The organism is Legionella brunensis (assembly GCF_001467025.1).
GTDB lineage: Bacteria > Pseudomonadota > Gammaproteobacteria > Legionellales > Legionellaceae > Tatlockia > Tatlockia brunensis.
Window position 1 is genome coordinate 239,042 of sequence record NZ_LNXV01000011.1, and the last position, 12,871, is coordinate 251,912.

Consider the following 12,871-nt stretch of genomic DNA (forward strand, 5'->3'; position numbering starts at 1 on the left):
CATTAATTCTTGTTTTTCATTTCTTCAGGAATAACACCCATATTCATGTAAAAAGGCTCCCACACATGGCCATTAATATCTTGGAATGCTCGCCCATACATCCACCCATGATCTTGAGTAGGTCGATATTCTTTACCACCATTAGCGATGGCTTTTTCCATTATTTCATCGACTGCTACACGGCTTTCAAGTGCTAAAGCGACTAGCACTTCTTTTGTTTTCATCGCATCATTAATCTCATGATGAGGAATGAATCCTTTGAAAAATTTTTCTACCAAAAGCATCACAAAATTATTTTTGCCCACGATCATGCAGGTCGCATTTTCATCTGTAAATTGTGGATTAAATTTAAATCCTAAGTCAGTAAAAAATTTCACCGTTTGTTTTAGATCCTTCACCGGTAGATTAACAAATATTTGTCTGTCCTCGTTTTCTAATGCCATCTGATATCCCCCTTAAACTGAATAACAATGTCTTGCTCAGAAAGATAGGCTAACTCATAATCGTTCAGACTCAAAATCATGTTTCAAGAGTAGTAAAGTTGCAAAAGTAATGAGGGAAATTAAAGTAAGATAAATAGCAGGCATAGATAAAATACCTGTTGCATGAATTAAGGAAGTTGCCACAGCTGCACTAGTTCCACCAAATAACGCATTTGCTAAATTGTAAGACAACGATAAACCCGTATAACGAAATGCAATGGGGAATAACTCCAACAAGGAAGCAGGAATCGCTGCGTAACTCAAAGCGACCATCACCGCGAAAATAGTCTGACTAATAAAAATAGCACTTGAGCTCCCCTCTCCCAATAGAATGTATAAAGGAACCGATAATAAAAAAAAGGAAGAAGCCCCTACTATCAGAACCTGCCATTTTCCAATTTTATCGGCTAAGAATCCTATCAATGGGCAAGCTAGAATAAGTAAAAACAAAGTTAACGTATTAATGATCATGGCATGAAGCAAATTAACAGTTAGAAAATAATTAAGATAGGTTGGCAAGTATAGGAATGTTATATAGAAGGCAGTTGCCGGTAAAACAACAAGGGCAGTACCTTTTAATATCAGTAAAGAATGTCTACTCACTAATTCTTTAAAAGGATTTATGTTGATTTGGTGTGTCTTCTTTAGTTCCTCAAAAACAGGTGACTCGGGCATACGCAGACGTAAATACAATCCTAAGGCACCTAGAATAATGCTCAACAAAAAAGGAATTCGCCAAAGCCAGACAATAGTAAACAACTTAACGATCGTTGCAGCAATAGCTCCCAATAATAGGCCGCAAAATGCAGATGCCATTATTAATGCACCGTAAAGTCCTCGTCTAAAGTCAGGAGCATGCTCCAATAAATAGACCATCGAACCTGTAAACTCCCCCCCTACAGCCAATCCTTGTAATAAGCGACAAATAATAAGCAAGGTCGGCGCAAGGATCCCAATTTGCTGATGATCAGGAAGTAAACCAATGAATGTTGTAGGAATAGCCATAAGGATGATAGATGCAGACAATGCCTGCTTGCGCCCAAAACGATCCCCTATATAACCAAAAACAATTGCACCTAAAGGTCTTACAAGAAAGCCTATTGCAAAGACCTCAAAGGTCGCAATTAAACCGACAGTAGCATCTTTACTAGGAAAAAATAAAGGCGTCAGGATTGCAGCAAAATATCCATATAGAGCAAAATCATACCACTCCAGAACATTACCCAGTAATCCTGGAATGACAACTCGATATAACGAAGGGTGGGAAGTCATATTATCTTCTTATTACCTAAGGTTAAGCCTATACCTTCTTCTGAAATGCAATTTTTTTGCCAGAAAGATACATCGTCCTCTCAAGCGTTGTTGGTTTTTCATATCTAAAAAACTTCTACTGGTTCTTAAAGTCCAGTGACACTCCTTTTTGATTTTTACACTGCAAAATATCAATATTATTAGTTTTAGCAAATGCCTCAAGCTCCTTATATTTTTCAAAATAAGAAACAGTCCATGAGCTACCATAAGGCCCAGATTTACCCTCAAAAAAAGAAAAATGTCCCGACTCATAGCGAATAAATTTTCCAGGCGAGCATGCAAAATCATCTGCATGAAAACTATAGTAATTCGCTTCCTGCTGGCTATATTTAGTACTTATTTTATTGATTTGATAGTTAAAATATCCCAGTGGCATCAAACAAAGGAGTGGAATCAATAAAACGATTAGAGAACCCATGGAGTCCTTCGGAAGTTGACGACAGGCATACAGCGCCCCAAATACAATTAAGGGATATAACCAAATATAGTAACTCCATATATTAACGTAGAAGGGATGGCTCCTAATTTCCGCTGCAGCAGCCCCTCCGCATAATCCTGCATAACAAAGATATGAAATGAGCGCATAAGGCACAATCAGTAAAGAAATCCAGACTACCACAAGTAAAATAGTTCGGAAAAAAGAATGCATTACCAACCTCACCTTTAAGCTATTTATCTTAAAATTACAGCGAAGGACTTTTAAAAGTCGAGTTATTTTAATGTTTTGTAGTATGAATATAGCTTCCTTTAACAAAACCAAGCAACTGCTCAAATTTTGTATTACGCTTAAATAAGAGACAACATTTCTAAAGGATTGGATATGGCTGCTCAAAATTCTTGGCTATTTTATGATTCCTTACGCATGCGTCTAGCCAATAAAGCATACACCGAGGTAAGACCAATTGCCCCTATTGACCTTGCTTTTCTAAAGCAAACGATGGGTGGATTAGTTCCTAAAGTAATTGCTGTTACCAACTCCATGGATTCTACCGATTCGCCAACCACTACTTTTAGGTATACTACCACCTGGTTTAAAAATTTGCTGGGTAACGGTGGTGCAGGAGTATTACTGTATGTCTACTGGCAACCAACAGCTGCAGTAGTTGATGAGGTATTGCAATTAGGGAATGGGATGTTAGGTTACGGACAAGTGGTTGCAGGCGTTTATGATCTTTTTAGCAACCGTTATTGGATGTCTGATCATATGAACTGGCCTCATGAAATTTTTCAATAAATGTTACCAGTTGTATCAACGTCTCTAAATATACTTCTAAATGATCTTAATGTAGAGTTTCATCTATGGTTAAATTGTCGATGAATCGTTAAGACGATAGAGAATTTCTATTGTTAAGTAAACTCTCACACTTTATCCACAGCTTATACCCATATTATTCTCTTGCTTTTCGTGAAAAACACAATATCTAGTTACTGTTTATTTATAAAACAACCAGATATTGTGTTTCCAGGGTTGTACTCTAGCGCAAATTATTCTATATTTTAAGTATGGGCTCCGTTAGTTTTAAGGATCAAAACTAATAAGTTCTCACTACACAACACCTTCCGTGGAGAAAACATGTCTGAAATTCTTGAGCCGGTAAAAGATGTACCGCAAACAAGTCACTTAGAATTGGCTGCCAATGCCCCTGGTTTGTTAAAAACCATTAAACGCAATGGCAAGGTCGTTCACTATGATGACAATAAAATTAAAGTTGCCATCACAAAGGCTTTTATTGCAGTAGAAGGTAGTAATGCCGCAGCTTCTAACCGCATTCATCAACAAGTTAATGAAATAACACAACATATTACTCAAGCATTTAAGCGTCGTTTGCCCAGTGGTGGGGCTGTTCACATTGAGGACATTCAGGATCAAGTTGAGCTTGCATTAATGCGAAGCAGTCAATATGAAGTTGCCAGAGCCTACGTACTCTATCGTGAAGAGCATCGTAAAGCTCGCGAAGTAGCACTAAAAGAACAAGCTCGTGATGCCAAAGTTCCATTAATCACAATGCCAAATGGTGACGTCAAACCATTGGATATGGCTCGTGTGACAACGATTGTTAATGAAGCCTGTCGTGAACTGGAAAATGTTAAACCCGAACCCGTTATTAAAGATGCCCTACGCAATCTCTATAATCAAGCTAAGCTAGAAGATGTTCATAAAGCACTGATTATGTCTGCCCGTGCACTCGTGGAGAAAGAACCCAATTATACCAATGTGAGTGCTCGATTATTACTCGATAGCTTACGAACAGAAGCACTTGGCAAATTAGAAATGCAAGCCGAAGCCACTTTTGATGAGATGGCAAAAATTTACCCTGTTTATTTCAAAGCTTATATCGCTCAAGGCATCAATCAGGGATTATTAGATCATAAATTAAGTGAGTTCAATTTAGACAAACTAGGCAAAGCATTATTACCTCAACGAGACATGAACTTTACCTACCTAAGTCTTCAGACTCTTTATGACCGCTATTTTATTCACGAGAATGGTGTTCGCTACGAACTACCCCAGGCATTTTTCATGCGCGTTGCTATGGGGCTTGCTATTCGTGAGCAATATAAAGATGAAAAAGCAATTGAGTTTTATTTGCTGCTGTCTTCTTTCGATTATATGTCATCGACCCCCACACTCTTTAATTCAGGCACGGTTAGACCTCAATTATCAAGCTGCTATCTAACCACCGTACCCGATGATTTAGACGGTATTTACAGTGCAATTAAAGATAATGCATTGTTATCTAAATTCGCAGGGGGTCTTGGTAATGACTGGACGCCAGTAAGAGCAATGGGTTCACACATCCAGGGAACCAACGGTAAATCTCAAGGTGTTGTCCCCTTCTTAAATGTTGCTGATGCAACAGCCGTTGCAGTGAACCAGGGAGGTAAACGCAAGGGGGCTGTTTGTGCCTACTTAGAGTGTTGGCATCGTGATGTGGAAGAATTTCTTGAGTTACGTAAAAACACGGGGGATGACAGACGTCGTACTCATGATATGAACACAGCATTGTGGGTTCCAGATTTATTCATGAAGCGTGTCCATGAAGAAGGTGAGTGGACCTTGTTTTCACCCGATGAAGTACCTGAATTACATGACGAATATGGTAAAGCGTTTGAAGTTCTCTATGCGAAATGTGAGGAAAAAGCGCGTCGTGGCGAAATTAAAAATGTCAAAACGGTACCTGCTATTAAATTGTGGCGCAAAATGCTTTCCATGTTATTTGAGACAGGACACCCTTGGCTAACATTTAAAGACCCTTGCAACCTGCGCTCACCACAACAACATGCTGGAGTCATTCATAGTTCTAACCTATGTACTGAAATTACTCTGAATACTTCGCAAGAAGAGATTGCTGTTTGTAACTTAGGTAGTATCAATCTTCCTGCGCATATTAAAAATGGCAAGTTAGATGAGCAAAAGTTAAAACGTACTATTACTACTGCCGTACGGATGTTGGATAACGTGATTGATATTAACTACTACTCAGTACCCCAAGCACGTCATTCAAATCTACAGCATCGCCCAATTGGTTTAGGTTTAATGGGCTTTCAAGATGCACTCTATGAATTAAAAATTAATTATGCATCTAAAGAAGCAGTTGAATTTGCTGACACCTCGATGGAGCTAATTAGTTATTATGCTATTGAAGCATCTTGTGAACTGGCTAAAGAACGAGGCAATTATTCAAGTTACGAAGGTTCACTATGGAGCAAAGGTATTCTACCGATTGATTCCATTAATTTATTACAGCAAGCTCGAAATAAATACCTAGAGCAAGATCGTTCACAGCGTTTAGATTGGGAAAACTTACGTGTTAAAGTAAGAACTCAAGGCATGCGTAATTCAAATGTCATGGCAATTGCCCCTACTGCAACTATTTCTAATATTTGTGGTGTTGCGCAATCGATTGAGCCAACTTACCAAAACCTCTATGTGAAATCGAATTTGTCAGGCGAATTTACAGTTATTAACCCTTATTTAGTGGCAGATTTGAAGGCACTAAATCTGTGGGATGAGGTAATGGTTAATGACCTAAAATACTTTAACGGTAGCGTACAACCCATTAATCGTATTCCTAATGAGTTAAAAGCGCGCTATGCAACAGCCTTTGAAATCGATCCTATTTGGTTAGTTGAAGCCGCTTCCCGTCGACAAAAATGGATAGATCAAGCGCAATCCCTGAATATTTATATGGCTAAACCATCCGGGAAAAAGCTTGATCAGCTTTACAAGCACGCATGGATACTAGGCTTAAAAACAACGTATTACCTGCGCAGTATGGGTGCTAGTAATGCTGAAAAATCAACAATCACTGATGGAGCGCTCAATGCAGTTAAAATAGAGGAACCTAAAGTTTGCTCAATTTTAGATCCTGACTGTGAAGCGTGCCAATAAGAGGAGGATTGAATGTCAATAAAAAGTATAGAATCTACAGTAGCACCCAAACACTTGGGTGCCACAGGCCTAGAGTTGTTGGAAATGGGAGCCGGCCGAATTCATGTTGATGATAAACAAATCATTAACTGTCGGGCTGACCTAAACCAGCTTGTCCCTTTTAAATACAAATGGGCATGGGATAAATATTTGGCTGCCTGCGCTAATCATTGGATGCCCAATGAAATTAATATGAGTGCTGATGTGGCTTTATGGAAAGATCCAAATGGTTTAACTGAAGATGAGCGTATGATTGTCTTACGTAATTTAGGCTTCTTCTCCACGGCTGACTCATTAGTAGCAAATAACTTGGTACTGGCTGTTTACCGTCATATTACCAACCCCGAATGCCGTCAATACTTGCTTCGCCAAGCTTTCGAAGAAGCATTGCACACCCATGCCTATCAATACATCATTGAAAGTTTGGGATTGGATGAGGCTGCTGTATTTAATATGTATCGTGAAATTCCATCCGTTGCAAAAAAAGCGTCCTGGGCCCTACCCTTTACCCAAAGCTTAGGCGATCCTAATTTTCATACCGGTACTTTGGAAGATGATCAACGATTGTTAAGAGATTTGATTGCTTTCTATGTCGTTTTTGAAGGTATCTTTTTCTATGTAGGATTTACCCAGATTCTATCCATGGGAAGACGCAATAAGATGGTGGGTACATCTGAGCAATTCCAATATATTTTGCGTGATGAATCGATGCATATGAATTTTGGTATTGATGTTATTAACCAAATTAAAATCGAAAATCCCCAATTATGGACCACTGAATTCAAAGAAGAAATGATCCAGCTCATTAAAGACGGGGTTGCCTTAGAGTATCAATATGCCAAAGACACCATGCCACATGGTATCTTGGGTATGAATGCTGAAATGTTTGAAGAATATTTACACTTCATTGCTAACCGTCGCTTAAATCAAATAGGCCTCCCAGAACAATACCCTGGTGCCGAAAATCCTTTCCCCTGGATGAGTGAAATGATGGATCTGAAAAAAGAGAAGAATTTCTTTGAAACCCGCGTCATTGAATATCAAGCTGGTGGAACATTGAGTTGGGAAGATGAGGATTAAATCTAATATCAAAAAACCCTTGATGGCATGCCATCAAGGGTTTCTCAGTATCCCTATATACTCACACTAGCCCTGCCAATTTTTAACATACTAGTCACAATCCTTTAGAATTCCCCATCCACAACTGTATTAGCTTGCTAATACAGTTGTGGATGATTTTCTGAGATTAATTTGAATATTTTAAAAACAAAATGATATAATAACGCCCTTTCTGACTTTTAGAAAAGCCAGAGAACGATTCTGGAGTATACCAGCGAGGGAGTGTATATAGATTCATATGAACCAATTGGAGTAAATAGTGAAGGCAAACCTGACCGATTATATAAGCACTTTTGCAGCATTCGATCCAACTTTTGATGCATTAAAGACTAACCCTCTTACTAAAATTAGACAAATCTATCAAGCTACAAAAATCTTCCTGGCTTCTTTAGAAAAACAGTCAACAAATTTCCCTGAATTAAAAGAAATTAGAACCAAGATAGCCGATCTCAATGATTTTTTTGCCGATATGATACTAGAGCAAACAAATGGCGCACTAAAGCTTGCCGAAGATGCAAACCTGCAAGTTGCAAAAAGTCGCAATAAATTTGGCCATGTATTAGCAAAAAAAATTATTAAAAATCCTGATGAATTTTTAGAGTCAATCGAAGAGTTTCTTGATGCGGCTAAAAAACAAATTAACCAAGCCCAACAAACTACTCTCGATGAAAAGAAAAAATTAGATGAAGTCGATCTCACTCTTCTTACTAATTCAATGGTTTCTCTTGGATTCCAAGATAGATTCTTTGGTGGTGCTACAAATATCAATGCAAAAACGGAGCGCTCAAATGTGTCTCTATTTGCTAATAGAGATTTCCAAGATTTAGCTAGTCCAACAGTCAAAATTGAAGGTCGAGATGAATTGCTAAACACAGTCGCAATGCTACAAAAATTTGTTGACATAACCTATGCCCTAGATAATAAATTCGGATTTTCATCTGAAGAACCATCTATATCCTATAGTCAAACTCTCTAAGTCTAGTACGAGCCAGGGAAGGCTAAATAATTTCTTCAAATAAGCTACCCATTTATTGGCAAATATTTAGAGGATTAACTCACTACACACTTTTGGGGATTAGTTGTCTGCATTTTTGCTATACGCTGCAACAATTTTAGATTGGTGGAAGCAATATTATAAATCGTACTAATCGTTTCATTTTTGAGATCATCAAAAACCAATCTTACTTTCTCAACAGACTCTTCATCTAAAGATAAGGTATCGGTCTTCCCTATCAAACTCCTCATTTCTTTTAAGTTAAAGTATGAGAACTTATAGAATGCGTTATTTTGGTAAATGTACTCTGGAAAAACTAAATGACGATTAGCCACTTCCTGTAAATCTACTGCATGGATTTTTTCTTCCAGAGCATATTGCGGCGGTCTTTTGATAAAGTTGATTTGATTTAAGAGAAAAAACTCTTGTGATATACCAGTAATGCTCCTATCGACAATTGAGCAATTAATCACAGGAAGACCTAAGCCTATATAATTGAAAAATAACAGATCAAATAAATCTTTAATGTATGATTCAAATGCAGTTTCTCTGTTATTTAAAATGGAATTTAAAATATAATTAAAATCCAAGCCCCTTCCACGATTCCCATGACCTCGATGAGAGTACCAAATGACATAAAAATACCCCTCCCAGGGAGAGGAAAAGTATTTTTCCAGCAAGGAATTTTGAAAATTCCTTATCTCGCTAGCTAATGTGGGGGTGATTACCTCAGCCAGACAAGGCTTGAGACAAACAGAAACTCCCATAGAGTTAATTTCCTTAATGACTAATAACTCTAGCCCTAACATATGGACTCCTCTGCCTTAATCAATATTAATTTTTTTGTGGCATCCGAGCCCTTCTATCCTTGTCCCCCTATAAAGACAAGTGATTTTTTTAATTAGATTATTTAATCCCAATCTGCTTAAAAAGCATTTATTTTTAACAGGTAATTTACAGAATAGAATCTATTTGCACAAAAAACAAACAATTTTGACATATATTTTCGAATCCTTTGTTCAAATTGTTGTTTATTTTTGGAAATATTTGGGGATTTTAAAATGCCAAAATTGTCAAAAAATCTCTGAGTTACACAACAATAGGTTAGAAGCTAAATTTTTAAACTTAAAATAACCCATTGTTTTTAAATGGTTATTGATCATCAATCAATTTTTCGATTAACTCTTGTCGTGAATAAACGTGCATTTTATCTTTCATATTTTGCAAATAATCTTCGATAGTACGAAAAGAAAGATTCAATTTAAGAGCTATTTGCTTAGCACTATATCCCCTAATTAGCCAATAGGCACACTCTTGTTCCCTGGGTGCTAAGAAAGCATTATCAATTCTATAATTTTCATTACCAAATATGGCAGTTACGGGGTTAAATAGTCCAAGGTTTCGTATTTCCTGTAACGAAGCAAGTAAGGAATGCGTTTGTAAATTAAAACTTAATCCTGCTGAACCAACTAATTGACTCTCTTGGTTAAACCAAGGGAACTTAATAGAAAAAATAGATTGGCTATCGCCACTGACACTTACCAATCTTTCTTCAAATGCCTTAATAGCATTAATTTTACAAACTGCACGACTGTTATGCATTAACTCCAGTGCTGAATTACGTTGCACCACATCAAGTAAAGTTCTTCCTATAGAAGCATCTACAGAATCAAATCCACACAACTTTGCACCGTAAGGATTCATCAAGTAAGTCGTACTCTCAGGATCTAGAAAATAAACACTCATATTTAGTTTAAGCATGTCCGATAATTGAGGCTTAGAGCCACTGCAGCTTCCTTTTCTAGAGTTAACCTCACTGGGGAAGAGTAATTTAATTCCTCCTTTATCAGGAAAAAGTAGCATTTCTTCATGCAATAAATTTTTGGCTTTCTTAAATGACATAAGCGCTAATGCATACCGTATTCAATACGGGATTAATTTGTTGACAAATTATCTTATATTCTGAGTTCAAATTTTACAATAATAGAGGATAAATTTGTGATGAAAGCCTTTGATAATTTGGAAAAATCCCCTCTCGGTCGAACAGTTAACTACTCTAACAGATATGATAATTCTTTGTTATTCAGGATATGTCGCAAAGAGAAACGAAGAGATATTGGTTTAAGTCAGACTCTTCCTTTTTACGGCGAAGATATCTGGAATGCTTATGAGTTATCTTGGCTTAATCCCAAAGGAAAACCCATCGTCGCCCTGGCAACTATTATCGTGCCTGCTGACTCATCTTATATTTTTGAATCAAAATCCTTAAAACTTTATTTGAACTCGCTAAACTCAACCTGCTTTGCTAGCGAACAAGAAATTCGCACAATTATTGAAAATGACTTATCCAACCTGGTGAATAAGAGGATTACAGTCGCACTTGGCTCACTAGAAGACTCAAGACTGCATGTAATTAATCTACCGACAGGAATTAATATTGATCATCGTGACATAGAAACGTATTGCTACTATTATACTCAAGAATTTTTATCGACTTCAGGAGAGTATGTCATAGAAACGCTTCATTCCAATCTTTTGCGATCAAACTGTCCAATCACCAATCAACCTGATTGGGGAACAATTTTTATTAATTATGAAGGTCAGCAAATAAACCATGATGGCCTGCTTAAATACATTATTTCTTTGCGAGAGAATCATGAGTTTCATGAACACTGCATTGAGCGAATTTTTAATGATATCTTAAAAAAATGCAGCCCCAACAAACTCTCTGTCTACGCAAGATATACTCGCCGTGGCGGTATTGATATCAATCCTTGGCGCTCTACTCCAGGCTTTAATGTAGAAACTAATTTTCGTTTAGTGCGGCAATAAACCTAGGATCTGTTTACAATTTGCTAACTGAGTCGAAAAGCCTTAATTTTCGAGCAACGAAGCACAGAAAATCAAGGTTTTTCGGCCAAGATAGTAGAGTTGTAAACAATACGGCGATGGATGAGATCTGATTAATTGATACATTGAATACTTAGTTCTTATGTTTAATTTTTATCTATTGTGCTAATATTCTCCTCTTTATTTTTAAGTTGCAGATTAAGACATGCTCACTAAAATTCGAAATTACCTCGCAAATTTAGGTTCAAATGTAGTCTTTTTCTCTAAAGCTGCTGCTGAATCCTCAACATCACTGCTTCATAACCCTACAGCGGAAAAAATAGTCAAGCCATTAATAGCTATTTCTATTGAGGATTTTTTACCTGCTGCAATCGCTTATTCCTTAAATAATGGCTTACAAAGTAGCTTCAGTAAGGAGCAAGAGTCTGATGAGGATCCAACTGTACAGATGGTATTAGTCGCTGTGGCAAACTTTGCATTGACAGGTTTTATGATTAATAAGCTCATACGTGGAGGCGTACGCTCAATAGCGCTTAGCAATGCAATACCTCTATTATTAAATGAGGAAACCCAAGACAACATCCCTCCTCCAAAGTTTTATAGCAGAGATACCATTGTATTTAATGCCAAGCGAATTCAACAAGCAATGAGCGTAAATATTATTGATGAGGGCATTAGCGCTATCTTACCCAATCACTACGTTATTCAAGCCATTATGAAACTAGGAAGGGGTTATCAAATTGTCAATGGCGCACTCGATGAACAAACCTTAACGCGATTAAGCAATCTCAAAATAAATAGCTTACCTTTGATGGTGGGCAGTGTTTATTTACTAGGTACTGTTTTAAGAAGTAGCATTCTACAAGGTGTTAATAATCCTTATCTCGACCTGCTAATTGATAATGTTATCTGCATGAGTTTATTCACGATTACTGCCAATCTAAAATTACAAAATATACCATTGCAATCTGAATTGTACTCGCCAAATCCATCGTCATTAATAGAGCATCTCCCTGTAGACAAAATGATTCATGATGGCTACCAGTTTATAAAACGTATGCCACCAGAAGAATTACGTGCAATTAAAACAGTTTTAACGACTTATTTTCGGGTTCATGTAACGCTTGCAAAAAAAGCAGGTGTGTTGCCAGAAGTGCTCCAATCACCTGAGAAATTGTTTGACGATAAGGTGATTAGTTCATTATTGACATCATTACCAGAATCAAGCAAAACCTATGTTTTAAATAAGTACTCCAAACAACAAATCAAAACGTTTTTAAGACATCTTGAAATTGTGATTACCCAACGACCAGCCAGTCACACTGACGATATTTCTAGATTTCTCGAATTAGACCGCTGGGTCGGTGCATTAAAGAATACGATACGTTCAAATCAATATTCGCAATCCACACTCCTGACAAGAGGAGGTCTGTTTAGGAGAGAGGAAGATAACGATGAAGATTTAGCCTACATCGTAAATCCTAACAGTAGTTATAATTAGGACGCAAAATTAAACAATAATTGGAATGATGATCATCATCGTCATATTTCTTTCTGATTGGGAAGGAGTAGAGGTTTATTAAAAAATCAAAATCTTCGGTAGTGTTTAAATAACTGTGTCATCTCTTTTAACTTGTTATAATTTCAACACTTAAAAGAGGTGCCCATGAGTAAGAATAAAAA

The 12,871-nt window shown here is 37.1% G+C and carries 11 protein-coding genes; 6 read left to right on the forward strand and 5 right to left on the reverse strand.

All coding sequences use genetic code 11. The features are described 5' to 3' along the window. Nucleotides 1-2: 2 nt before the first annotated feature. From Lbru_RS07900 to Lbru_RS07910, 3 genes are all read right to left on the reverse strand, one after another. A complete protein-coding gene (locus Lbru_RS07900; RefSeq protein ID WP_058441643.1) occupies nucleotides 3-443 on the reverse strand; it encodes a VOC family protein in 441 nt (146 codons plus the stop codon). Nucleotides 444-497: 54 nt separating this feature from the next. Further along, nucleotides 498-1,754: an MFS transporter gene (locus Lbru_RS07905; RefSeq protein WP_058441644.1), complete on the reverse strand. Its 1,257-nt coding sequence runs from the start codon at nucleotides 1,752-1,754 to the stop codon at nucleotides 498-500. A 115-nt stretch (nucleotides 1,755-1,869) separates the two neighbouring features. After that, entirely contained in the window at nucleotides 1,870-2,442 is a 573-nt protein-coding gene (locus Lbru_RS07910; RefSeq protein WP_058441645.1) for a hypothetical protein, read from the reverse strand. A gap of 171 nt (nucleotides 2,443-2,613) precedes the next feature. On the opposite strand from Lbru_RS07910, the gene Lbru_RS07915 reads away from it, so the two are divergent. The 4 genes from Lbru_RS07915 (at nucleotide 2,614) to Lbru_RS07930 (ending at nucleotide 8,320) form a co-directional block, all read left to right on the forward strand. Continuing rightward, nucleotides 2,614-3,027 carry a hypothetical protein gene (locus Lbru_RS07915; RefSeq protein ID WP_058441646.1) on the forward strand — a complete coding sequence of 138 codons (414 nt, stop codon included), beginning with the start codon at nucleotides 2,614-2,616 and terminating at the stop codon, nucleotides 3,025-3,027. A gap of 339 nt (nucleotides 3,028-3,366) precedes the next feature. After that, nucleotides 3,367-6,186 (forward strand): ribonucleoside-diphosphate reductase subunit alpha, encoded by a 2,820-nt coding sequence (locus Lbru_RS07920; RefSeq protein WP_058441647.1) that lies wholly within the window; start codon nucleotides 3,367-3,369, stop codon nucleotides 6,184-6,186. A gap of 12 nt (nucleotides 6,187-6,198) precedes the next feature. Then, nucleotides 6,199-7,305, forward strand: coding sequence for a ribonucleotide-diphosphate reductase subunit beta (locus Lbru_RS07925; RefSeq protein ID WP_058441648.1), 1,107 nt, complete (start codon nucleotides 6,199-6,201; stop codon nucleotides 7,303-7,305). A gap of 298 nt (nucleotides 7,306-7,603) precedes the next feature. Then, the gene (locus tag Lbru_RS07930) at nucleotides 7,604-8,320 is read left to right on the forward strand and encodes a hypothetical protein (protein ID WP_058441649.1); all 717 of its coding nucleotides are present in this window, start codon (nucleotides 7,604-7,606) and stop codon (nucleotides 8,318-8,320) included. 74 nt (nucleotides 8,321-8,394) lie between these two features. On the opposite strand, the gene Lbru_RS07935 is transcribed toward Lbru_RS07930, so the two are convergent. Both Lbru_RS07935 and Lbru_RS16820 read right to left on the reverse strand, forming a co-directional pair. Beyond that, on the reverse strand, nucleotides 8,395-9,147 hold the full coding sequence (locus Lbru_RS07935) for a hypothetical protein (RefSeq protein ID WP_058441650.1): 753 nt from the start codon (nucleotides 9,145-9,147) through the stop codon (nucleotides 8,395-8,397). Nucleotides 9,148-9,490: 343 nt separating this feature from the next. Beyond that, complete coding sequence (locus Lbru_RS16820; protein ID WP_058441652.1) at nucleotides 9,491-10,240, reverse strand: helix-turn-helix transcriptional regulator; 750 nt, start codon at nucleotides 10,238-10,240, stop codon at nucleotides 9,491-9,493. Between the two features lie 99 nt (nucleotides 10,241-10,339). Between Lbru_RS16820 and queF the strand changes: the two genes are divergently transcribed. Further along, nucleotides 10,340-11,170, forward strand: a complete 831-nt coding sequence (queF, locus tag Lbru_RS07950; RefSeq protein WP_058441653.1) for an NADPH-dependent 7-cyano-7-deazaguanine reductase QueF — start codon at nucleotides 10,340-10,342, stop codon at nucleotides 11,168-11,170. A gap of 223 nt (nucleotides 11,171-11,393) precedes the next feature. Then, on the forward strand, nucleotides 11,394-12,689 hold the full coding sequence (locus tag Lbru_RS07955; protein WP_058441654.1) for a hypothetical protein: 1,296 nt from the start codon (nucleotides 11,394-11,396) through the stop codon (nucleotides 12,687-12,689). Nucleotides 12,690-12,871 lie beyond the last annotated feature (182 nt).

Coding starts and splice junctions, on each gene's coding strand:
- Lbru_RS07920 (WP_058441647.1), top strand. CDS start 3,367: ATGTCTGAAATTCTTGAGCCGGTAAAAGATGTACCGCAAACAAGTCAC.
- Lbru_RS07955 (WP_058441654.1), top strand. CDS start 11,394: ATGCTCACTAAAATTCGAAATTACCTCGCAAATTTAGGTTCAAATGTA.
- Lbru_RS07900 (WP_058441643.1), bottom strand. CDS start 443: ATGGCATTAGAAAACGAGGACAGACAAATATTTGTTAATCTACCGGTG.
- Lbru_RS07935 (WP_058441650.1), bottom strand. CDS start 9,147: ATGTTAGGGCTAGAGTTATTAGTCATTAAGGAAATTAACTCTATGGGA.
- Lbru_RS07925 (WP_058441648.1), top strand. CDS start 6,199: ATGTCAATAAAAAGTATAGAATCTACAGTAGCACCCAAACACTTGGGT.
- Lbru_RS07915 (WP_058441646.1), top strand. CDS start 2,614: ATGGCTGCTCAAAATTCTTGGCTATTTTATGATTCCTTACGCATGCGT.
- Lbru_RS16820 (WP_058441652.1), bottom strand. CDS start 10,240: ATGTCATTTAAGAAAGCCAAAAATTTATTGCATGAAGAAATGCTACTT.
- Lbru_RS07910 (WP_058441645.1), bottom strand. CDS start 2,442: ATGCATTCTTTTTTCCGAACTATTTTACTTGTGGTAGTCTGGATTTCT.
- Lbru_RS07905 (WP_058441644.1), bottom strand. CDS start 1,754: ATGACTTCCCACCCTTCGTTATATCGAGTTGTCATTCCAGGATTACTG.
- queF (WP_058441653.1), top strand. CDS start 10,340: ATGAAAGCCTTTGATAATTTGGAAAAATCCCCTCTCGGTCGAACAGTT.